Source organism: Roseiconus nitratireducens (assembly GCF_008629675.1).
Classification (GTDB): Bacteria; Planctomycetota; Planctomycetia; order Pirellulales; family Pirellulaceae; genus Stieleria; species Stieleria nitratireducens.
Genome location: NZ_VWOX01000001.1, coordinates 657,150 through 680,881 on the forward strand (window position 1 = coordinate 657,150; position 23,732 = coordinate 680,881).

The window sequence follows — 23,732 nt, forward strand, 5'->3', positions numbered from 1 at the left end:
CATCCTCCCTCCGGGAGGGTCAAAGGCGAGGCACGAGCCTTTGGGGAGGGTGGCTCAAAAACCAGCTGAAATTCATGGCGCCGGATGTGCCCTCCCCGCGTCGTCGCAAGCTCCTCCGCGACCCTCCCGGAGGGAGGGTGAAGCAACGCTGCGCGACCTCCTCGCGGAAGCGGTCGCCGCTCTATTCGGTCGGCGCCGGAGGTTGCTCGCCGAACTTGGCTTCGTAACGCATGGCGAACTTGTCAAAGTTCTCGGGGTGGCAAATGAAGCATTGTGAATCGGGACGATTGTGCTCTTCGCACCAATCCCCTTTAGCTTTGAAGTCGGCAACCAGGGAAGGGTCGCACAGGGCGCACTCGTCCTCCGGCACGCCGTGTTCGACGCACCACCAACCGCTGTGGTCGTGTGCGGCGTGTGCTCCGTCGGCGTGATCATGCTCTTCGTGCGCCACCGGTTCGGTTGCGACCGGTTCACCTTCACTTCCGCAACCGGAAAGCACGAACCCACCCAACAGACAAGTCGTCATCAGAAATCCATCATGCAAACGCATCAAACATTCTCCTTGGAAAGAAACATCATCAAAAGAATTGGTTGTCACCGCGGTTTGAGCCCGCAGCGACGGGGGTGGTGTCACCAGGCTCGCTGCGCGCGACCGTGGCGATTGCCGCATCCGATCCATGGTCGGCCGGTGCGGTTGAAGCCGTTCGAAAAGGATTTTGAAACACCATGTACAGCACACGCAGCACCAACAGCGACATCACCATGGCGCTGATCACCCCGCCGATTACCACGGTCGCCAAGGGGCGTTGAACTTCGGCGCCCATTCCGGTGCTCAATGCCATCGGGACAAAACCGAGTGCGGCGACCAGCGTGGTCATCAGCACCGGGCGTAATCGCGTCAACGCGGCTTGCTCAACGGCGTCTTCAAGATCCAACCCGCGATTTCGCAAGCCCCGGATCGTCGACACCAGCAGCATGTCATCCAACACGGCGACGCCGGACAACGCGACAAAGCCGACGGCGGCGGAAATCGAAAAAGGCATGTCCCGTAGCCACAAAGCGATGATGCCGCCTGTCCAGGCAAAGGGGATTCCGGTGAACACCCGCACCGAATCCACCAGGTTGCCGTAGGTGATGTAAAGCAACGAAAAAATCAGCACGAGCGCCACGGGAACCACGATCAGCAGTCGTTGACGGGCGCGGATCATGTGCTCGAATTGGCCCCCGAACTCGACGTAGTATCGCGAGGAGGGCATCGTGACCTGTTCCGCAATCCGTTGTTGGGCTTCGGTGACAAAGCTGCCGACGTCCCGTCCGCGGACGTTGACCGAAACGGTCACACGCCGCTGTCCCCATTCGCGAGCAATCTGCGACGGTCCGGTCGCGTATTGGACATCGGCCAAACGTTCCAGCGGTATTTGTTCGCCGCGAGGGGTGGTCACGGGGACCGCGGCGATCGCTTCGACATCGCCGCGATACTTGTCGGGCAGACGCACCGTCAGTGGGAAACGCAGTTGTCCCTGGAACACGTCACCGACGGGGCGATTGCCGATCGCTTCGACCAGATCCAGGACGGCGGAGGCGGGGACGCCGTAACGGGCGATTTCGTCCTGGCGGATCTTGATCTGCAGCATGGGCTGACCGGTCAGCTGCGTCGCGCCCACGTCGGCGGATCCCTCCACCGACAACAGGACGCGTTCGATTTCAGCCGCTTTCCCGGCCAGCACGTCCAAGTCATCGCCGTAAAGCTTCACGGCGATATCCGCACGACTGCCGGTGCCCATTTCATCCATCCGCAACTTGATCGGCTGCGTGTAGGCGAGTCGCTGTCCCGGCAAGTCGCGCAAGGTTTCCTCGAATAGTCGCGTCAGCTCCGCTTGGGTCGATGCTTGCTGCCACTGATTGCGTGGACGCAGCGTGATGAAGATGTCGGTCAATTCCAGTCCCATCGGATCGGTCGCAATTTCGGCGGCCCCGATGCGGCTCCACACGTGCGCAATTTCGTCGGGAAACCGCTCCAGCAGGGCACGCTCCATCTGCGTGTTGAAGCGGATTGAATCGTCGACCTCGGTGCCCGCCAAACGGACCACGTTGATCGCCACGGCCCCTTCCGACAGCTGCGGCATGAACTCCGTTCCCAAGTTGGGTGCGATCAGCCCGAAGGCGAAGACCAGGACGCAGAGCGCGAACCCGATCACGGCCAGTCGTTGATGCATGGTGAATTGCAGGATCGGTCGGTAGATCCGTTTCAACCCCCGGACCAATAAGGGTTCCCGGTGCGAAAGTTTTTTCGGCAGCAGCAGACTGGCCAGCACCGGCATCAGCGTCATCGACAGCACCATCGATCCGGCCAGTGCGAAGATGACGGTCAACGCCATCGGGCGAAACATCTTTCCCTCGACCCCTTCCAGGGTCAGGATCGGCAGGTAGACGATCATGATGATCAGTTCGCCGAACATGGTCGGTCCGCGCACTTCCACCGCTGCGTCCCGGATCCGCTCTAACCGGCTGCGGCCCAGCGGGTTCGCTTCACTCAAGTGGCGAACGCAGTTCTCGATCATCACCACCGAACTGTCGACCACCAGTCCGAAATCCAGTGCCCCCAGACTGAGCAGGCTGGCGGCGATCCCGAACCGCCACATGCCGGTAAAGGCAAACAGCATCGAAAGCGGAATGGCCAGTCCGACGATCAGCCCGGCTCGCAGGTTTCCCAGAAACACGAACAACACCGCCACGACCAGCAAGCCGCCTTCGAACAGATTCTTTCGCACGGTATCGATCACCGAGTCGACCAACTCGGTTCGGTCGTACATGGTGATCATCGCCATGCCGGCCGGCAGGTTGGCCCGAATCTCATCGACCTTTTGTTTCAACGCCGCGGTGTACTGGTGGGTGTTCTCACCCATCAACATGAATCCCAGCCCCATCACGGCTTCCCCATGGCCGTCGGCCGAAACCGCTCCGCGACGGATTTCGTGTCCGATGTCGACGGTTGCCACGTCCCGGATCCGCACGGGGACGCCGTCGACCGAGCGGATGACGATGTTGCCGATTTGCTCCAGGTCGACGGTGCGTCCCAGTCCCTGGACCAGCAACATCTCGCCCATCCGGTCAATGTTGCCGCCACCCACGTTGCGATTGTTCTGCTGCAACGCCGTGATGACTTCGGCAAAGGTCAATCCTCGCGAGACCAGTCCGGAAGGATCGATGCGCACCTGAAACTGTTTTTCGTAACCGCCCCAACTGTTGATCTCGGCCGTTCCGGCAACCGTCCTCAACTGCGGCGCGACCACCCAGTCCTGGGTCGTGCGCAACTGAGTCAGCAGACGCGTCCGTTCGTCGGGTGGCAACTTCGTGAAGTCGACATCGGGGTAGGTCAGCACGTAGTGGAAGACTTCGCCCAGCCCCGTTGCGACCGGCCCCATCTCCGGGCGGCCGACCCCCAGAGGCAACTCGACCGTTGCCAACCGTTCACCGACGACTTGACGGCCGAAGTAAATGTCGGTGTCGTCTTCGAAGGTGACGACCACCTGCGAGAATCCGAACTTGGACACCGATCGGATGTTTTCAAGCGCCGGCAATCCGCTCAGCGACTGTTCGATCGGATAGGTGATCTGGCGTTCGATTTCTTCCGGTCCGAGCGCCGGTGCGGTCGTGTTGACCTGCACCATCACCGGCGTGGTGTCCGGGAATGCATCGATGTCCAGGTGCGACAGGGCGAAGATCCCTCCCGCGATCAGCGCCCCAACGCCCAGCAGCACCGCGACCCGGTGCCGCAACGATAGATCGATGAGTTTTTCCAGCATGACGTGGTCTCCAGCTTCCTTGCTTTGCGATCAATGACCACAGGTGCAGCCCGCGCCCAAATTGCTGCGGAGTAATTGGGCACGCAACACGTCGCTGCCATCGGACACGACAACCTCACCGGGCAAGACGCCGGCGAGAATTTCGACCATGCCGTCGCTGCGGGCACCCGGGCGAACCGAACGCGTGACGAAGAACTTTGGACGATCTTCGTCAAAGTATTTCGCGTCACGAACGAACACGACGTGACTGGCCCCGTCCCACTGCAGCGATTGTTCGGGAACCACAATCGTGTCGTCTTCCTGGCGGAGCACGATTTCGCCATGGCCGAACGACTCGTTCCGCAAACTGCCGGACGGGTTTGGCAACTCCGCCCGCACGCGCACGGTCCGGGTTTGCGGGTCGACGTCGGTACTGATCCATGTCACTTCGCCACGATGGACCTGCTGGGACCCGTCCGCCTGGTACGTGACCGGCGTGCCGATTTCAGCCAAGGACGCCTGTTCCGCTGGCACCCGCAGGTCCAACCAGACCGTGCGGGGGTCGGCAATGCGAAACATCCGGCTGCCACGATCGACGACTTCGCCCAGCGTGGTTTCCCGCGTGATGATGCGGCCTTCGATCGGTGCCCGCACCGCGATCATGTTGTCATTGCGTGCCGCACGCTCACGGGGTGCATCGTCCTCGCCAGCTGCGGCTGGTTCGGCATCCTGTTCCGTTCCGATCGAACGGACGTAGCGTTTCACGCTGTCCAGGTCGGCCGAACGCAAGCGGTCCTGATCGACGACAAGTCCCAAGTTGGTCAGCGAACGAATGGCCTGTTCCACGGCGACGGTGGCTTGTTGCAATTCCGTTTCGCCTTGCAGCAAACGCTTTCCCGAAATTGCACCGGATGGCGCAAGCTTGGCGAAGCGAGCCATCTGGTCTTGATTGAACTTTTCTTCCAATAGCGCCGAGACCAACGTCGCCTTCAGCCGTCCCAGTTCCTGAGAGTCGACGATGGCGAGCACGTCTCCGCTGTGGACCCAGTCGCCGACATTGGCATGCACCTCGCGGACGATGCCGTCGGCTGGGGGCGAGACGACGGCAGTCTTCGTCGCGTCGTACTGAATCTCGCCGGCCGCCTCGATGGTTTCCGCCAGGCTGGCCCGGGTCACCGGTTCCACATCCACGCCGGCTTTGACCAGGGCATCGGTCGATGCAAACTGAATCCGAGCACCGGCCGTGCTGCTAAGAGGCATGTTCTCCGCCCGCGGCATGAGCGCCAACGCGTCCCTCGCCCGCTGCAGGTCCGCCGGCGTTGGCTGAACCGGCTGTTTCGTTTCCGCCAGTTCGGGATGATGCAACACACAGCCGTGCACGCCGTGCTCGTTGCAATACGTCAGCTCCGGCGGCGGGTCGATCAATCCGGGGTTACAAACAATGCACTCCTCTTCCGGCACGCCGTGGCTGGCGCACCAGGGTGTGGAAGCTTCCGTCGCCGCGGTCGTCATTGATCCAAACGTTGGCGGCCGCCAATCGTGATGGTGACCGTACCAGCCGATGGCTCCAAGCAGTCCGAGGACGGCGATCGAGGGCAGCCAGCTGAGCAGTGCGCCGATCGGGGGCGACTTGTCCTGTGCCGACGCCGGTTCGGTGGGAGTCGCGCTCCCGGGGGAAATGTCATGTGTCGGCTCCGCAGCCGACTGCGGGGATTCGAGAGTGGTAGCCATGGTAGCGCCTTGGAGAACAGTTTTTCAGCGTGTGGCCCCGCGCATCACGAAGGTGCGCAGGCGTCAACGGGAATGCGAGCCGATCGCGATCCCGGATCCGAAAAACTTTCTGCTAGATCAGCAGCGTGCAAAGCGTGGCCAGGCGTCGCCCCATCTCCGGCGGCCAGTGGCAGGGGGCGTCCTGAACGGACGACCGAGAACGTCCTTCCAAGCGGTCGATCGTCAACGGCTGTGGCGTCACGGTGGCGACAACCACTTCGTCCAGACATTGCGTCGGACTGGGCCCGACCGGCAACGCGCCCGTGCAAAAGCAATCGTGACAACGATTCGGGCAGTCGTCTTGCGGCGGCGGGGTGTCCGTCGGCAGCGTCGCCGGCTGGAATTCCGGTTGTTGGCAGCAACACGTCCCACAAACCTTTGCGGGCGGAGAAACCTGTTCGACGTCACCGGGGTGCGCGCAGCAACGACCGCCCCATGCCGGGCAGGCCAGCACCAACGTGATCAACAGCGCTCGGAAAAACCAGTCGAACATGTCTTAAGTATTGGTGATGGAGCCGAATCAATCAATCCAAACTTGTCTCCGGATTCCGCCGGTTGCCTGCTTGGGGCCGGAAAATGGGCGAACGAGCGCAATTTGATTTTCCAGAATCTGTAACGGTCGTAGGGGTTCTAGGCGGTGAGTCATGCGACTTGACCCGAAAGTGACCGCTCCGTCGGGGGTCCGGGTATCCGATTTCCGATGGGCACCCAAGGGAATGATGGGACGGTCGAAGGGGAAGCTCGATCTTGGGGTCATCCGCATCAAAGAGGGAGTGGGGCGATGGGCAGAGAGGCGACGGACAACCAATCGTTGGCAGGCCAGGTGTGGCGGGTAGACCGCCGGGTTTGGAAGCTGGCGGGCTTTTATCTGATGGTCATCGCCGTTTCGGTTTCCGGGACCGCCATCGCGGCTCCGCCCTGGCTGCAAGATCTGGTGCATCCGTTCCGGCGGCACGGGCACCCGCCCGAGACCTGTGAGGACGATGCGGTGGAAACGCTGGCGGCCAACATTGATTGGCTGGAGCACCAGATCGACCATTGGGGAACCATCGTCGCCAAAAGCCCCGACGTGTGGGGGGAAGCCCGATTGACGAAGTACCGGCGCGAGATCGAAGAGCAACTCTCCGCACAGGTCAAAAACTTTGACGAAGGCCGTTTGACCGGGGCGTCTTTTGTGCGTGATCAGGCGCTGTTGGCCGCGGCGATCGGGATCGGCACCGGAGGGGCCGCGGCGCCCGAGGCGCAATCGCTGTTGGGCCCCAGCGAAGCTAACGCGATCGAGTTGAACTTTGTCGACAACGCGGCGCTGGGCGGCTTCGGGTTGTCGACCGAGGAGACGACGCTGTTTGGAGATGCGTTGAAGTTGGAACAGACGGCGGTCTTGGACCAGCACAAACGCTACCTGGAGCATTTGTCGGAATTGCGGCGGATCAACGAGGGCGACGACGCGTCCGACGCACCGGGCTACAGCATCAACCTGGTGCGTTTGCCCGTTTCGGTGCTTCCCGGGTCGCACAGCCGTCACGGCTACGGCGCGGAGATCACGGTCACAGCAAACATGCACTTGGAAGACGACCTGCTGCCGTCCCTGTTCCGGGACCTGGTGGTGAATGATCTGGTCGATCATCTGGCCCTGCCGCTGACCCGGTTTCTGAACACCGACCCACGTCAGTTGGATCAGTTGTTTCGCCAGTTCGAATCGAAGGAACGCCTGATCAATGACTTGAACCGAGAAATCTCGCAAAACGGGGTACTCGTCACAGACCGGGAGACACTGATCGAACTGATCGAGTACGCCACGCCCGACAAGATTGATCTGTCGCGGCTGCGATTCGTCAGCCTGACCAAGGAACGTCTTGCATTGGTGGGCAAGGTGCGTGAGCAGGACTTGGTGGAGTTCAAGCGAGAACTGGAGGCTTTAGTATGGCTGTTCGATCAGTTGCAAAACCAAGCCGATGCAATCGTGTCGCAGAAGCGAAAGCAGATCGATGCTCTGGGAAACTCAAAGCCGAAAACGAATCAAACGCAAGACAAGGGGCCGAAGGAAAGTACCGCGACCGGTTTGGAAATGAGGCTGCAGGTTCAAGCTGCTGAAAAGGAACTGGCTCTCTGGTCCCAGGTCCGATCGAACTTGGCCGACGCTCAACAATCGATCTCCAAACGATTCGAAGGCATTGACGGTGACATCAGACAACTTGAGCAACTGGTCACCAGTATTCAACAGTTAGGCGCAAGGCTTGACCAACTCGTTAGCGGTGTTTCGCTGTCGACCTCGCTGACGCGTCGTTCTCGACTTCCCGTCCCACCGACCCAACTGACTGAGCTGTATGGTTTTGAATCGCTGGGACATCTGGCCCTGGAATCCCACCGGGCGTTTCGCAACGATTTGGTCAACCGCGAGGTCGTGCACCTGACCGATGTGCAGGCCTTCCTGCGGGAGGAAATCCAAGCGGCTTACGAATTGGTGTCCCGTCCCGCGATGCGTGCCTTCTGGGATCCGGAGCTGGTGACGAGCGAATCGGAACTGATCCTCGGCGACCACGGCATGTTCGATCCCGTCTCGGTTGCCGAAGCGATGCCCGCCACGTCGCTGGTGGACCTGGTCCGCTTGCGCAGGACCGACCAAATCGACGCACGTCGCGATGCCGTGTTGAGCCAGTTGGGCGGCGAACTGCAGCACCGCGCCACCGGAACGTTCGTGTGGGGGATTTATGTGCTGTCGCGTTTGCTCAATGAACGTCTGATCGAAGACATGCGCCGCTACCAGATCACTGAGATCGGCGGCGTGGAGGATGGCGGCTGGTTGACCTTTTACGGGCCCGACCCGTCACCGCAGGCACGCGAACTGTTCAGCGCCTATGTCTCCGCGCGCTGGCCGCTGCGGGTGTTCACCATCGATCCGGTCGTCACCGAGCAGAACATCGCGGATTCGGCGTCGATCTACCGGCAGATGCAGTTCGCCGCAGCCATCGCCGTCGCCAGCGGTGAAATGAGCGCCAACGGGGCGATGCAATTCGTTCGTCAACTGCAGCGTGACATGGCGACCATCGACGTCAATCGCACGATCGTGGGATTCGTCCACGGCGAAGACACCTTCGGTTGGCGTTTCTATCCCAGGTTCCAAACCGCCCCGGTGCAAAACAATGCCGTCACACTGGTCCGTGACCTGATCGGCGGCGGCCCGACCGATCGGCAGCTGATGCGACAGCGAGAACTGGAGCCGGGGATGCGGGAATGCGTGGCGGTGATTCTGGCGCCGTCGTTCATCAAGGACGTCTCGCTGGATACCCGGGCCAACTGGTTCAAGCTGGTCAAACCCTCGCACTCGGCGCTTTCCATGCAGGAAGTCGCCGAACAGAGCCGGGCGATCACGCAAATGAAACGGGCGGCCCAGCGGTGCATCGCTCGTCCGGATCTGTACCGCCAGGGAGACGTCGACCGGATGCTTCGTCGTGTCGACCAGCTGGAGAATGAGTTGCCGCTGCAAACGTTGCAGTGCCAAATCCCCGAATCGAACACGTTGGGCGGTTTCGAAATGTTCAGCAGCGGGACGCGTGAGTTGGCGCCCGAGTTGCTGGGTTGGTACGGCAGCCCGGGATACGATCCCGCCGTGGACGATCAAACCTTCTTTCTGGTTGGCGACAACTTCAGCGTCCATGAGACCAAGGTGATCGCGGGCACCAAAGCGATCGACGAACGAACGATGCTCAGTCGGCAGATCCTGCAAGTCACGCTGCCCAAAGGCCTGCCGGTCATTCAGGACGAACGTCTGGGGCTCAGCTACGTCGACCGGAATCAGCAGTGTCGGATCCTGGAGAGCTATGATGGATTTGTCGACGTGCACGTGGCGACACCCTACGGCGTCAGTGGCCATCTGTTGCTGCCGGTGATCAAACACCAGAATCAATCGTGCGAACCACCGATTCTGGTTCCGACGCTCACCGACGCCAGCGTCAGGTTGCAGGTGCCATTGGAATTCAAGAACGGCGTTTATGCGGCGACCGCTCCGCTGTTGACTCCGGAAATGCCCCTGGCGACGTTGGTCGTTCCTCCAGGAAATGGCTTGGACGGCGCGGGGGATTTGGCCACGGTCACGCTGTATCCGAGCCACGCCGGGAATCAGCTTCCTCCGATCACCTGGAAAAACGTGCGCGCCAGTGACGCCCGCTACGTGATCGGCTTGCCGCAGGTTGTGGATGAAGTGGCCAAGACCGGTGCACTGACGAAAAGTCTTGGCGGGTACCTGGCATGGTGGCTCAATGCGCTGCAGACCGCCGGCAAGGATGTGACTCCCGTGATCGCGGGCGAGGTGGAGATCGAATTGACTGCGGCGTTGGCGGTCGGCGGCGGGCCGGCGGTCCCGGCGGCCGGTCAGACCAAATGGGTGGTCAAGCCGTTCGTGCGGTGAGCAACCTCGGGGCCACGCTTCGATCGATCGCCCAGCCCCCTTCAGAAGCCAGCCGCCATCAGAAGAACGCTTCGGCGGGAGCGAACCGGCGTCGGAAACCAGGTTCCCGCACTGGAACCCGCACTGGAAATCGGGCTCCACAGCCACGGATGGGAAAAAAAACGGCGATTGTGGGGTAAAATGGTGGTAACACCTGCAAGCAGGCCTCGCTTGGCTCGTTGAGCACCGCTGCCGCACGCGACACTGCGAGCCGATCCGGCGGTGACGAAACCAGAATTGCCGCCACGTCCACTCGGAGAATTCCCATGTATCGTCCCTTGCAATCCGGCATCTTCGCAAGTTTGGCTTTGACTCTCGTGCTGGGCGTGGGCGCCGTTCCCGCGTCGGCGGGCGGAGGCAGTGGATGGGGGTGGAAAAAGCCGATGAACAAGCGAATGGGGTTGTTCTACACGAGCAACCGCAATGCGAACTTCAGCCGCACCAAGCGAACCCAGAACTATTCCCACTACGGCCACGTTCGCACCCAATCGGTCCCGGTTTACTCGTCGACGCCCGTCACGGTGCCAAGCACCTCCCAAACCTGGGGCGTGCCGAGCCAAGTACCGCAGCATTCGGCTCCGGTCGTCGTCCAGCCGTCCTTGTCGCATGGCCCGACGTCTGTGCCCACGACGACTGTGCCCCCGACGTCGGCCGCGCCTGTCCGAAAGGTGCAGCCCCGCGTGGTTCAGCCCAAAACGATGCCGTCGGCGCCGGTCACCGAATCGGTGCTGCCGCATCAATCGACCACCCACACCTTCTGGCAATAGACGTCCGGACGCGTCCGGGCATCGCATGCGATCCTTGTCGCCGCTGTCGCCGCTGTCGCCAGCCGGCGGAGTGACGATGTTCTATCGAGCGTCGCAAAGCGTTCTCAAACAGTGGCCGGTGAAAGAAACGCAGATGCAAAGCATTTCGTTCTCGGCATGCCGCTGGCCCCATCGGATCCGGATAAGATAAGGCTTGTCCTTCTCCAAGCCTTCGTCCCGAATCCAAGGGTCAGTCGGATGTCGTTGCGGATCTCGTTTCACTTGCTGCTTGGCGTCTTGTTGTGGTCCGCGCCGCAGCGTTGCCTGGTTGCCGCGCCGACACGTCCCAACATCATCGTCTTTTACACGGACGACCACGGACACGCGGACCTTTCCTGCCAGCAAGTGGTCGACGACGTGCGCACTCCCAATGTCGATGCATTGGCTGCCAGTGGCGTTCGGATGGTGCACGGATACAGCACAGCGCCCCAATGCGTGCCGTCGCGTGGCGGATTGTTGGTGGGCAGATTTCAGGGGCGCTTCGGTTTGGATTCCAACGGATCGTCCTTGGACGGGTTCAATGCGGAGACGACGATCGCGGAGCGATTGCAGCAAGCCGGCTATGTCACGGCGCAATTCGGGAAGTGGCACCTCGGACCGACCGATGCCATCACCGATCACGGGTTTCGGCATGTCTTTGCCCAGAATGCTCAGCGACCGTTTTCGGCGAACATCACCCTGGATGGCGAAGACCGTCCGATGCGGAGTCTGCCTCCGACGATGTATCACGTGGACGGATGCAGTCGTGCCGCAGCGTCGATCATCGATCGTTACAAAAATCAGCCATTTTTCCTTTACATCGCTTATCGCGCGCCGCACGTTCCGCTCGACGCGCCGCAGAAATACCTGGACCGCTTTCCCGATCCGATGCCGCACCGCCGTCGCCAGGCATTGGCGATGTTGTCGGCGGTCGACGATGGGGTGGGGTTGGTCACGGACACGTTGAAGCGGCACGGGCTGACCGAAAAAACGTTGATCTTCTACATCGGCGACAACGGTGCCCCGCTCAAGATCCACAAAGTCGATGCTCCGGGCGGTGGCCCGGGTTGGGACGGTTCCCTGAACGATCCGTTGAACGGTGAGAAAGGCATGTTGGCTGAGGGCGGGATGCATGTGCCGTTTGTTGTTGCCTGGCCGGGCACGATCCCAACGCACCCAGCCTATCCCCATCCCGTCAGCGCGTTAGACGTCGCCGCGACATCCGCCGCTTTGGCGGGGCTGGACGTTCCACCGGAGAAGTTGGACGGGGTCAATCTGGTCCCCTTTTTGACCGGTGAAAAGCAAGGCCCTCCGCATCAGCAATTGATGTGGCGGTGGACGGCGCAGTCAGCGATCCGTTCCGGCGATTGGAAGTTGCTGCGCGGCGGCGAACGGGAGTACCTGTACAATCTGGCCGACGATTTGGAGGAGCATCACAATCTGGCGTCCGAACACGCCGATGTCGCCGCGCGGCTTCGTCGCCAACTGGCCGCTTGGGGTGATCAACTGACCCCGCCCGGGTTGCAAGTGGGTCCGATGTCCGAAACCTGGAATGACTATTTCGATTTCTACCTGGATGGAAAACCCGCGCCGCCACTGCCGGAAAAGTTTCGTCCCCGCGGCAAGGACGCATCTTCCGCGACGGAGCTTCGTGGCTGGTTGTTGCGCGACGGGCAAATGTCGGTCGTTGATGGCCACTTGCAAATCAGTCCCAAGGCAGATGAAGATCACCCCTTCCTGGTGAAAAACGGTCTGTCGATTGAGGGCCCGGTCACCGCCGAAATGGAAATCCGATCGGACTCCGATTTCGAGGGGACGTTCGCTTGGCGGAAGGCAGGTGACCGGACGTTTCCGTCCGGTCAGCGTTCAGAGTTCTCCGTCCGTCAGCAGATCGGTTGGCAGACGGTTCGCGTCGATTTGCCAGTCCAAGGCAAGCTGATTCATCTCCGTGTCCACCTGGATGCCGCACCGACCTCCATTCGGAGATTTCAACTGCGTTCGGCAAACGACCAGGCCGTGACCCTTTGGTGACGGCAGTCGGCAACCGTAAGCCGGCATGCATCAAGCAGTGTGCATCAAGCAGTGTGCATCAAGAAGTGTGCATCAAGTTCTGCAAATGAGTCTTTCCGACGTGCCCGCGACGTCATTTCCCAAATCTTGGATCCGACCATGGTGATTGCCCCTTCGTCCGCTGCGTCTTGGCCCGCAGCATTTTGGACCGCCGCGCGAGACGGACGGGCAATTTGGCGCTCCGTCCTGGCATTGCTGCTCCTGTCCGGCATCCATTGTCACGGCCAAGACGTCGCCGGGGCGGCCGAGGAACGCAATGAGACCGTCAAGTCGCCGAACCTGGTTTTCATCCTGGTGGACGATTTGGGCAAGGAATGGATTCGTAGCTTCGGAGCCGAAGGGATCGAAACGCCGCGGTTGGACGCGATGGCCGCCGAAGGCATGCGGATGACCAACGTGTACAGCATGCCGCAGTGCACCCCCAGTCGCGTCGCCTTGCTCACGGGGCAGTACCCCTACCGCAACGGATGGGTCAATCATTGGGATGTCCCACGTTGGGGCGCCGGTTGCCATTTTGACCCCAGCCAGTATCCGTATGTGTTGGGCAAAGCGATTCGCGATGCGGGGTACGCCACCGCGATCGCCGGAAAGTGGCAGATCGATGATTTTCGCGTCGAACCCAACGCATTGGACGAAGCCGGATTTGACGACTGGTGCATGTGGACCGGTGGTGAAGCCGGTGTTCCCGCAAGTGACAAGCGATATTGGGATCCGTACGTTGCCCGACGCGGAAAACCCAGCGAGACCTTGAAAGGCAAGTTCGGTCCGGATGTCTACAACCAGTTTGTGCTGGACTTCATCAGCGAGCACCAGGAGAAGCCGTTCTTCGTGTACTACCCGATGGCGCTGGTGCACGGTCCGCTGGTCGCCACGCCCCACGATCCCGAGGCGACGGGCAAGCTTCCGCGGCACCGAGCGATGGTGCGGTACATGGACTATCTGGTTGGCCGATTGATCGATCACCTGCGAGATTTGAAGTTGGATCGTGACACGATTGTGATCTGGACGACTGACAATGGCACGTCGCGTTCGATCACCGGCACGCTGGATGGCAGGACGGTGCGGGGTGGCAAGGCGCAAACCACCGAGAATGGCGTCAACGCGCCGACCATTGTTTGGGGACCGGGACGCATTCCGGCTCAGACGGTCAGTGACGCACTGGTGGACTTCACGGATTTTTTACCGACGCTGGCCGAACTGGCGGGGCGACCCGTCGACCGGTCGGCTCAAATCGATGGCCGTTCGGTCGCCTCGGTGCTGGTGGGCGATCAGGAAAGCTCGGGGAGAGAGTGGATTCTGGCGATGGGTGGCCAGAACAACGCCGCGGTCACACCCGCCGGGGTGGAGAACCAGTGGCATTTTCGCGACCGCGTGTTTCGCAACGAACGCTACAAGGTCTTCATCGGTCCCGATCGAAAACCGGAAAAACTGGTGGACCTGCGAAATGACTTGGACGAGACGCAAAACTTGATCGGCCAGGCCGACGCCGATGCACAGGCATTTCTGCAAACGGTGCAGTCAACCGTTTCGGGAATGCTCTCGCAGGACAAGGATCCCTTGTACCAACCCAATCCGGAGCAGCCCTGGGATCGGCCGGTTGAACACCGCAGTCAGGTCTGGAAAAAGGGGCGACCCTAAAGAGGCATCGCTCCGGTGCTCCACATCCAACGTAGCCAGACGGTGGATAGACGAACTATCGCGCGACCATGGATGTAGCCACCGTCGCCAGACGGTGGAGATATGGACGGTCGCTCAACAATGGATGTCGCCACCGTCGCCAGGCGGTGGAGGTACCGACGTAACAATGAATGGAGCACCGTCGCCAGACGGTGGGCACACCGTGAACTGCCGCTCCGGAAAATCCGCCTCACAGCATGCCCGGATCGGAATGTTCCGCGGAAGCGGCGTCGTTTTCAGCAGCCGGTTTGATGGAGTGTTCGTTGGTCAAGTACGGCTGGGCAATGACTGCCAAAAGGATGATCGCGGTGCCGACAGTGAATCCCCATCCGACATGCTGTTGGTCGCCGAAAAAGATCGCCCCCAACGTGATGCCGTACACCGGTTCCAGATTGTTGGCAAAGTTGATCGTGAAGACCGACAACCGCCGCAACAGTTCGACATACACCAGGTAGGTGTAAATGGTGCAGGCGATCACGAGAATGGCGATCGACACCCATTCGGCTGCCGTGGGCAACCAGCGAGGTGACGTCAAGGGTGATCCGGCCAGATCCGATCCAATGATGGCCAGAGAACAAAACAATCCGGCGCCGGCCATCTCGTACATCACGATGGTTCGTTCCGCGATCCGGCCGGAAAAGCGACCGTTGATGATCGAGAACAATGACGCCAACAATGCCGACCCGAGCGCCACCAACAATCCGCTGTGGAACTGAGTCTCGCTGCGGAAGATGACGTACACGGCGGCCATCACCACCAGTCCCAGCACCAAATTGATCCGCTGGAAAACGCAGCGGGGTACCAGGACCGGTTCCAACAGTGCCGTCCAGAACGACACCGTTGCCATCCCGACCATGCAGATCGAAACGTTGGCGACTTTCACGGCCAAGAAGAACAGCACCCAGTGAAACCCCAGCAGCATTCCGTTGCCCAGCAGACCGGCCATCAGGGGCATCGGCAACGCCGCCTGGCGTCGCAAGACGACGAACAAAATCAGGGCCGACAACCCGCTTCGATACAGCGCCACCTGAGTCGCGCTCAGGTGGATCAAGTTGCCCAGCACGGCGGTCAGGCCCCACAGCAAAACGACGATATGCAGCTTCAGAAAATCGGGCACGGAGCGGTGTCGTTAGCGAATGGTTGGGGCAACGGGGGCGTCAGGTTGGGATGCCTGCCGCTCGGGCGGTGATCATCGGGCAGACCCGATCGCGGCGGGATCCCATCGCGGCAAACACCAGATCGTAGCGGGCAGGCTGGCGTTCATCGAGCGGCATCGAATCCGGGCCTTGTCAAACGGCACCGCTTCGCCGCACCCGCCCCGCATTGCATCTCCGCCGGGACACGGTCACCATGACGACCATCGTGCCGTCCCCCGCATTCCCGTTCCCCGCGTCCCCGTCCCAAACGATCGCGTCTTGGACGATTGCGTCCGATTCGTTCGAGGAGCATCCACCGTTTTGATCGTCACCATCGATGGCCCCGCCGGGGCGGGCAAGAGCAGCATCGCACATCAAGTCGCATCGGAGTTGGGGTTCGAGTTCTTGGACACCGGGGCGATGTACCGTGCGGCGACGCTGGCGGCTTTGCGCGCCGGCGTTGACCTGCAGGACTCCGAAAAGCTGGCCGAATTCGTCAGCCGAATCGACCTCCGCTGGCGGGATCGCGCAATTTGGTTGGGGACCGAAGACGTGTCGGCGTTGATTCGGACACCCGACGTGACCGATGCGATTCGGTACCTGGCGGATGTCCCGGCGGTTCGTGCGCGGTTGTCGGAACTTCAGCGGAACATCGCCACCGGTCGAGACATTGTCACCGAAGGCCGCGATCAGGGCGCCGAAGTGTTTCCGAACGCCGAGTGCAAAATCTTTCTGACCGCATCCGCGGAGGAACGTGCAAAACGCCGCATGCGGCAGTTGGCCGATTCGGGACGCTACCTGTCATTGGAGGAAGTGTTGCGGTCGCAGAACCAACGCGACTTGGAAGACCAGACCCGCGAGGTCGGACGGTTGCGGGCCGCCGACGATGCCATCATCGTGCAGACCGACGGGATGAGTCCGGAGCAGGTGTTGGACCACATCGTCCATTTGGTTCGATCCAAAGTGGGTAAATGATGGTTGGACGGTCGCAGGCAGGCCTCGTTGCGGCGGAGGCCAAACGGCGAGGAACAGCGCCACGGTGGAGTAGCCACGCTCGCCAGAGCGTGGAACGCATCCACGTTGGGGTAGCCACGCTCGCCAGAGCGTCGGAGGCAGCGCCGCCGCCGTCTGGCGACACTAGCGACATCGACATCGTGATGAACGAGCCTTTCGCTACGCCGTGCTGCTGTCCTGCGGGCGTTCACGTCGGCACCGTAGGAAAAAGCCGCTGGCATTCCACCAGGGCACACCGGTCGATTCGCCTCGCAGATCGATCGTGTCGATGGTTTCGACCGTCCATCCCGCGGTTCCCAGGTCCCGCTTCAATTCGCGGGCGGTGAACCGATGCATGAACATGTTGTCCAGGCCGCGATAGGCGTACGTCCAGTCGCCAAACTCGGAACCCTTGCGGATCAGTGACCGCCAGGCCGAACCGGCCAGTCGGGCGACGCCGTGACGCTCGCGGAGTGAGGCCCAGCGGCGATGAACATGCAACAGCAGGCGTCCACCCGGGCGGACCACGCGTGCGGCGTGCCGTAATGCATGGATCCGGTTGTCGCGGCCCTGAATCATTCCCAGCGTGCTGAACATGCAGATCGCGTGGTCGGCCACTGCATCGCGGAGGCCATCCAGCTGGACCAGGTTGGCATGGATCGGCAGCACGCGTCCGGTGACGACGGAGGCTGCCGCGGTGCGTGGTGGATCGTCGACCGTCTCCTGGGGCAACGGGTGGTGATTCTTGGCCAGCAGTTCCGTCAGCATCGAATGACTCAGATCCACCGCCAGCACGTCAAACCCCAACTCGGCCAACGGCCAGGCCAGCCGGCCGGTACCACAACCGAGGTCCAAAACGCTCACGCGACGATGGTGAAATCCGTCGCTGTTTGATGCGTCGGCGGTTTCGGCCAGCGGACCCAACTGCTGCAACACGTATTGGGAATCGAGTTCACAGAGCGGTGTGCCAGCCACAAAGTCGTCGTAATGGCGGGCGATCGTCCGCTGATGCAGGTATTGCCACGTCCCCGCGGCAACCCCCGGGGGACGTCGCCAGGGCGGTGGTGAAGCCGAGGGTTGGGTCATGGTGCGATCCGCGTTGCGTTCCTATAATTCGCGGCCAAGCGTGAGTCCTGTGCGACGAGCGACGACCCTCGGGTTGCCGCTGATCAATCAGAATCCAAAACGTCTCGACGCGAAACATCCCTTTCCCATTGTCGGGCGCTGCTGACACAACCCACCTGCGGGGCGCCCCGAGACATCTACAGGAGTCATCAATACCGTGGCTATTCGAGTTGCAATCAACGGGTTCGGCCGCATCGGTCGCCTGACCTTCCGAAATCTGATGGAACGCAGCGACGAGTTCGACGTGGTCGCAGTCAACGACTTGACCGACAACAAAACACTGGCAACTCTGCTGAAGTACGACAGCATCCACGGTCGTTATCCCGGGACCGTCGAATTCGACGACGAGTCGCTGACGGTCGATGGCAAGAAAATCCTGGCGTTGGCCGAGCGTGACCCGTCCAAGCTGCCCTGGAGCGAGAACAACATCGACATCGTGATCGAGTCGACCGGTTTCTTCACCGCTCGTGCTGCCAACGGCAAGCCCGGATACGACAGCCACCTGGAAGCCGGGTGCAAGAAGGTCGTGTTGAGTGCTCCCGCCAAAGACGGTGCCGACCTGACCTGCGTGATGGGCGTCAACGATGACAAGTTGACCAAGGACCTGAAGTGCATCAGTAACGCATCGTGCACGACCAACTGTTTGGCACCGGTGGCCAAGGTCTTGAACGAAACGTTCGGGATCGATTCCGGATTGATGACGACCGTTCACGCCTACACGAACGACCAAAACGTCCAGGACCAACCGCACAAGGACCTGTACCGCGCCCGTGCCGCCGCCCTGAACATCATCCCCACCTCCACCGGTGCTGCCAAAGCCGTCGGATTGGTGATTCCGGAATTGCAGGGCAAGCTGACCGGTATCGCGATGCGTGTTCCGGTGCCCACCGGCAGCGTGGTCGACCTGACCGTCAACCTGGCCAAAAAGGCATCCGTCGACGAAATCAACTCCGCGATCAAGGCTGCTGCTGAAGGCCCGTTGTCGGGGATCCTGTTCTACGCGACCGACCCGCTGGTCAGCAGCGACATCATCCACGACCCGCACAGCAGCATCTTTGCTGCTGACTTCACGCAGACCCTCGGCGACAAGATGGCCAAGGTCGTCAGCTGGTATGACAACGAATGGGGTTACAGCTGCCGCACCGCCGACCTGTGTTCCAAGCTGGCCGCGATGCTGTAAGCATCCTCCCCGCAAGATCGTCCATCCATCGAAAAAGCTCGATGCCGCTCCGGCGGTGTTGAGCTTTTTTCGTCTCATGCCCCCGGCAGGTCCGCCCATCAAGTCACGGCGGACGGCGGTCGTGACCTCTCACGTGATCGGGACAGTCGTGACCTTTCACGTGAGCGACTCAAACGCTCAGCGTGCCGTCGAGATGCTTTCCGCGTACGCCAGTTCGCCTGTCCGGCCATCGTAATACTGGAAAACGACTTGCGGGTGCGGGTAGGCGACCCATCGTGTGCCGCCAAGTTCCTGCGGCATGTTGAACACGTTGTTGACCTGGACCACGCAGTAGTACGGATACAGGCGTTGCAAACGGGGCAGGTCGGGAAGGATGTAGCTGCTCCAACGGATGTCACATTCGCGGGGGCCGAACTTGAATTTCCCCGTGGCCGGTCGATCGCTTTCGTCCAGCTTGGGAACGTGGTTGACGCTGTTGTGTGGTCCGCAGCAGAACTCCCAAATGTTGTCGGTGACCCGGATCGCAAAGCTGTTGTGCAGGTCCCCGGTCATCACGAACACCCGCTTACCGATCTTCTCCCACTCGCGAATCAAGGTTTCTCGTTCGTCAAAAAAGCCGGTCCAAGCTTCTTCCTTGTTTGCGGCATCGGCTTCGAATCCGCCCGCGCCGCTGTGGGGAATCATGAAAGGGACGGTGGAGACGACGAAGAAGAAATCGGCGTCGCTGTCGCGCATGCTGCGGAGCAACCACTCACGTTGCGGACGACCCAGCATGGAAACACCGGGCTTGTCCCTCTCCGTCACGTCATGCATTTGCCGGTCGCCGCGCGTATCGAGGAAGAAGAACTCGCAATTGGCAACGCGTTTCTTGCCGTAGCTGCGGCGTCCGATCGAATAGCTGATGTTGGTGTCGCTGACTTTCGCCGGCATGTGCAGACGCAGCGTGTGCGGATCGACCACCTCTTTGATCTCGTACACGTAGGAGTTCTTGTGTCCGGCGTCGTCGTCGTAGGTCATGTCGTTGACGCCGGCTTCCGGGGTCCCCCAGTGAACGTGCAGGTTGGTCATTTCGTCCAACGGCAGGTTCGTGAAATCGGCTTCCGCATCTTGCAGCAGGTCACTGCCGGCCCGCATGCTCGCTTTACCGAAATGAATCGGATGATCGAACTCGGTGGGATTCGCCCAGCCCAGGTAGTCGAACCAGGCTTGTGTTCCGATGTCGCGAAACACCGTTCTGCGGTGTCGCTTACCGATTTCGGCGGAGCCCCAAATGTCGTTCACCAGTTCATGGTCGTCGAAGGTGAAGTAGCTGGGCACGTTGCGGTGCCATCGCGCGAGCGATTCGCCGCGGTCCAGGTACAGCTTGTAGTTCTCCCAGACACCGACGATGGTCGGCGCGATGTCGACCACGCGCGGCATCGCGCTGGCACCTTGCACCAATCGCCACGCTTCCGGTGGATACTGACGCAATTCTTCGTACAGCCAGTCTCCATTCATGATGTGGAAATGAACCTTGTCCGCCCAATCGCGATTCAGGTTTTCATAGGTCGGTTCGCGATGGCCATTGCCGTGCAATGGGTTCTGATTGGCGCAAGATCCGATCTGAAAACGAAAGTTGAACAGGCCTTCGGGGTTGTGGGTCGGATTGCGTGTCGACTCCGCATCAGGCAACGTGCGAAAACTGGCGGGCAAACCGTGCGGACGTCCGTTGACCCAAACCTGGTAGTGGTAACGCGTGTCCGGTTCCAGCCCTGTCAGGTCGACGGTGCCGGTGTTGTCATGCCCGATGAATGTCGTGCCGGGTTGGCTGACCTGGTTCAGGTCGTCGGCGGCAAGCCCGTAACGTACGTGGAACTCTCCAGGGTCCGAGGTTCGAGCCCAGACTCGCATCGAGTCCGATTGCGGTTGGCCCAGCATCGGCCCATGTGTCAGGCGAATCGGGTCGCGGTTGTCGTTGATAAAGATCGACGCATCGGCGGGGGCGTCGGCGTGGTGAATCGGCGGTGTCTGCGCGACCAACGGGCTGCAGCACACACACACCGCGGTCAAAAAAAACGAACGCATGAGAACCACTGGCTGGGAGAGGTGAAGAAAGCGGCGCCTGCGCGCCGCATCAGGCAACCAGGACTTTACCAGATCGGGCGAATCACCACCGGACAGGGATCCGCTGCACCGCTGTGCGCTCGCGACCCTGAGGGCACCACCCTAAAGCAGCCACGCTCGCCAGAGCGTGGTCGTGAGCGACGGACGCCACGCTGAATCGACCGTCCCGAGGTTGGCGGTCAGCGAGGTTGACGATCAGCGAGTTGATGATTCAGCGAGGTTTGGAACGCGTCAGCAGTTCCAGTGATTCAAACAATGAATCCACTTCGCAATCGCTCGGATCCGGTGCGATGGCGGTGTAGTATCCGGCTTCGATTCCGAGGGCCGCTCGCAGTGCGGCAGCATGTTCCGGCGGCGCGTCGATGACCTCATTGACCATTTCAAAGTCGCGGTCCCACAGCACCCGATCGGCAAGCAGGTCGATCAGCCAGCGCCAGCGATCGACGTCACAGGAGCCGGCGTCCATGTCAAATGCCGACGCTTCATCGATGTCCTGAATCAATGCTTCTTGACGGACGATTTCGTCGTCTTCGTTTTCGTAGTAGGCGTCCAGTGCGGCCTGACGCCAGCGGCACCGGAACTCGGAGGGCGCCACCGGGTGCAGTTCGATTTCCAGTTCGATCTGCTGAGCAACATTCTGATACACCGCTGCGACGGCGGCTTCGTTGACGCCACTGAGTTCCAACGTGTCCTCGGTGGGGCAAAGCAGGTTCTTGGCCAACAGATCCAGCACGGCCAATTGCTGCTGCCAGGTCAATTCGTCAAACAGGGTGACGCCGTACTCCCAAGGCGGTTCATCGGTCTCACGACAGCTGGCCAGTTCCTGAACCATCGTCGCCAGTGAATCACGAATCAGCTCTGCTTCTTCGCCAACAAGGCATCGATCGCCGGTGGGAGTATGCCAGGTCATCGGTTCGGAAACATGCCAGCCGTGGAAGGAAATGTGTACCCATCGAGGCCCCGGTACATCCTGCACCCGCGATGGTTCCTGCGGTGCTGCTGCAGATCTTGATTGATCCGCTGCCGGACTGCAAGTTTTTCGATTGCGTTGCCATAGCGACGGGGGCTGCAATGTCAATTTGCCGCGGCAGAAACCGTTGGATGCTGCGCAAAAGGGGGAAACAGGGCTGTTTTTTCCGCCCAAACGCCACCTTTGTCGCGTCGGGGGCCGCCGAAACGCGGCAACCGCTTGGCGGGCGGCGCCGCTTCCCTAGAATCTTCCTTTCGACCGGTGCCCGTCGCGTCAACACCGATTCGAAGCTTGACCGTGATCGCTGACGTCCGAATTTGTCATCGCGGGTCAAATGCGGCTTTGAAGGATCAAGCCCGCGCAAAAATCCCTCCTCCATCGAGAACCCCACTGACATGCCAGACCATCATTCCTTGGATATCAAACGAGTTGCCATCCTGTTTGCCGGTGGCCCCGCGCCGGCCGCCAATGCCGTGATTTCGACCGCGGCTTTTTCGTTCCTGGAGGAGGGATCCCAGGTTTTCGGGATCAAGCACGGCTACAGTCGCCTGGCGGATTACACCGCCGCCGGTCCGCTGCAAGAAGGCAACGATTACATCCGTTTCACCCACGATTGTCTGACCAACGCCCGCAGCAGCCGCGGGATCATGATCGGGACGGCGCGGACCAACCCCGGCAAGCACGTCAGCAGCCCGGAGCACTTGAAGGATCCGGAACTGGTCGCGCCGCTGCGCCGCGTGTACGAGGGGCTGTGTTCGCTGGAGATCGATGCGTTGATCTCGATCGGCGGCGACGACACGCTCAAGACGGCCAACAAGCTGAAGATGTTTCAGGACAACCTGCCCGGTGACGCCCGGCGTTTCCCGGTCGTGCACCTGCCCAAGACCATCGACAACGACTACAGCGGAATCGATTTCACTTTCGGTTTCTTCACCGCCGTGGAAACGCTGGCCGAGGAAATCCGCAACCTGAACTATGATGCGGCGGCCGGCAGAGCGTACTTCCTGTGCGAGGCAATGGGGCGTTCGGCCGGATGGTTGGCCTACGGTGCGGCGATCGCCGGCGAAGCCAGTTTGGTGATGAGCGTTGAAGACATCGCCGGTGATCTGGCGGGGGAAGAAGTTGATCCGGAGACCGGGAAGAACCGCAAGATCATGAAGCTGGAGAAGGTCATCGACAAGATGGTCGACATGATGGTGGCGCGCGACCGCGAGGGACGTGAGTACGGCACGATTGTGGTCGCCGAAGGTTTGGCCGAGTTCTTGCCGATGAAGTATCTGGAAGGTGTCTCACGGGACGATCACGGGCACATCAACATCTCCGCGATCAACCTGTCGTCGTTGCTGAGCGGTCTGCTGAAGGACGCTTACGCCGCACGGACCGGAAAGTCCCGGAAGGTCAACGGATTGCAGCTCGGATACGAGTCTCGTTGTGCTCCGCCGCACGCCTACGACGTGATGCTCGGCTCGCAATTGGGCGTTGGGGCGTATCGCGCCCTGGTTGAAGAAAAACTCAACGGAGTGATGGTGTCCGTCTCCGGACAGCTCGATTTGCACTACGTCCCGTTTGAAAAGCTGGTCGATCCCCAGACCCTGGTGACCAAGGTGCGGTTCATCGAGCCCAACAGTGATTTCCACCGGCTGGCCCGCTTCCTGGAAACCTGCACCGACAGCTGACGCCTGACCGGAGCC

The 23,732-nt window shown here is 61.0% G+C and carries 15 protein-coding genes; 7 read left to right on the plus strand and 8 right to left on the minus strand.

Annotated features, from left to right (window positions below):
- Window positions 1-181: 181 nt before the first annotated feature.
- The 4 genes from FYK55_RS29570 to FYK55_RS02140 form a co-directional block, all read right to left on the minus strand.
- Window positions 182-550 carry an RND transporter gene (locus FYK55_RS29570; RefSeq protein WP_235908355.1) on the minus strand — a complete coding sequence of 123 codons (369 nt, stop codon included), beginning with the start codon at window positions 548-550 and terminating at the stop codon, window positions 182-184.
- A gap of 28 nt (window positions 551-578) precedes the next feature.
- Window positions 579-3,806, minus strand: coding sequence for an efflux RND transporter permease subunit (locus tag FYK55_RS02130; protein ID WP_150074357.1), 3,228 nt, complete (start codon window positions 3,804-3,806; stop codon window positions 579-581).
- Between the two features lie 30 nt (window positions 3,807-3,836).
- Window positions 3,837-5,516: an efflux RND transporter periplasmic adaptor subunit gene (locus FYK55_RS02135; protein ID WP_150074359.1), complete on the minus strand. Its 1,680-nt coding sequence runs from the start codon at window positions 5,514-5,516 to the stop codon at window positions 3,837-3,839.
- Between the two features lie 112 nt (window positions 5,517-5,628).
- Window positions 5,629-6,048, minus strand: a complete 420-nt coding sequence (locus tag FYK55_RS02140) for a hypothetical protein (protein WP_150074361.1) — start codon at window positions 6,046-6,048, stop codon at window positions 5,629-5,631.
- A 288-nt stretch (window positions 6,049-6,336) separates the two neighbouring features.
- On the opposite strand from FYK55_RS02140, the gene FYK55_RS02145 reads away from it, so the two are divergent.
- The 4 genes from FYK55_RS02145 (at window position 6,337) to FYK55_RS02160 (ending at window position 14,495) form a co-directional block, all read left to right on the plus strand.
- Window positions 6,337-9,963 carry a hypothetical protein gene (locus FYK55_RS02145; protein WP_150074363.1) on the plus strand — a complete coding sequence of 1,209 codons (3,627 nt, stop codon included), beginning with the start codon at window positions 6,337-6,339 and terminating at the stop codon, window positions 9,961-9,963.
- Window positions 9,964-10,268: 305 nt separating this feature from the next.
- Window positions 10,269-10,769: a hypothetical protein gene (locus FYK55_RS02150; protein WP_150074365.1), complete on the plus strand. Its 501-nt coding sequence runs from the start codon at window positions 10,269-10,271 to the stop codon at window positions 10,767-10,769.
- A gap of 237 nt (window positions 10,770-11,006) precedes the next feature.
- Window positions 11,007-12,818 (plus strand): sulfatase family protein, encoded by a 1,812-nt coding sequence (locus tag FYK55_RS02155; protein ID WP_150074367.1) that lies wholly within the window; start codon window positions 11,007-11,009, stop codon window positions 12,816-12,818.
- Window positions 12,819-12,956: 138 nt separating this feature from the next.
- Window positions 12,957-14,495: a sulfatase-like hydrolase/transferase gene (locus FYK55_RS02160; RefSeq protein ID WP_150074369.1), complete on the plus strand. Its 1,539-nt coding sequence runs from the start codon at window positions 12,957-12,959 to the stop codon at window positions 14,493-14,495.
- Window positions 14,496-14,724: 229 nt separating this feature from the next.
- Here the strand turns inward: FYK55_RS02160 and FYK55_RS02165 are convergent, their stop codons facing one another.
- Window positions 14,725-15,651 carry a DMT family transporter gene (locus FYK55_RS02165; RefSeq protein ID WP_150074371.1) on the minus strand — a complete coding sequence of 309 codons (927 nt, stop codon included), beginning with the start codon at window positions 15,649-15,651 and terminating at the stop codon, window positions 14,725-14,727.
- Window positions 15,652-15,991: 340 nt separating this feature from the next.
- Here FYK55_RS02165 and cmk point away from each other — a divergent pair, with 340 nt between their 5' ends.
- Window positions 15,992-16,645: a (d)CMP kinase gene (cmk, locus tag FYK55_RS02170; protein ID WP_150074628.1), complete on the plus strand. Its 654-nt coding sequence runs from the start codon at window positions 15,992-15,994 to the stop codon at window positions 16,643-16,645.
- 198 nt (window positions 16,646-16,843) lie between these two features.
- On the opposite strand, the gene FYK55_RS02175 is transcribed toward cmk, so the two are convergent.
- A complete protein-coding gene (locus FYK55_RS02175) occupies window positions 16,844-17,749 on the minus strand; it encodes a class I SAM-dependent methyltransferase (RefSeq protein WP_150074373.1) in 906 nt (301 codons plus the stop codon).
- Between the two features lie 196 nt (window positions 17,750-17,945).
- Between FYK55_RS02175 and gap the strand changes: the two genes are divergently transcribed.
- The gene (gap, locus tag FYK55_RS02180) at window positions 17,946-18,968 is read left to right on the plus strand and encodes a type I glyceraldehyde-3-phosphate dehydrogenase (protein WP_150074375.1); all 1,023 of its coding nucleotides are present in this window, start codon (window positions 17,946-17,948) and stop codon (window positions 18,966-18,968) included.
- Between the two features lie 177 nt (window positions 18,969-19,145).
- On the opposite strand, the gene FYK55_RS02185 is transcribed toward gap, so the two are convergent.
- On the minus strand, window positions 19,146-21,032 hold the full coding sequence (locus FYK55_RS02185) for an alkaline phosphatase D family protein (RefSeq protein WP_150074377.1): 1,887 nt from the start codon (window positions 21,030-21,032) through the stop codon (window positions 19,146-19,148).
- 250 nt (window positions 21,033-21,282) lie between these two features.
- The gene (locus FYK55_RS02190; RefSeq protein WP_150074379.1) at window positions 21,283-21,981 is read right to left on the minus strand and encodes a hypothetical protein; all 699 of its coding nucleotides are present in this window, start codon (window positions 21,979-21,981) and stop codon (window positions 21,283-21,285) included.
- A gap of 455 nt (window positions 21,982-22,436) precedes the next feature.
- On the opposite strand from FYK55_RS02190, the gene FYK55_RS02195 reads away from it, so the two are divergent.
- Entirely contained in the window at window positions 22,437-23,717 is a 1,281-nt protein-coding gene (locus tag FYK55_RS02195) for a 6-phosphofructokinase (RefSeq protein WP_150074381.1), read from the plus strand.
- Window positions 23,718-23,732: the final 15 nt, after the last annotated feature.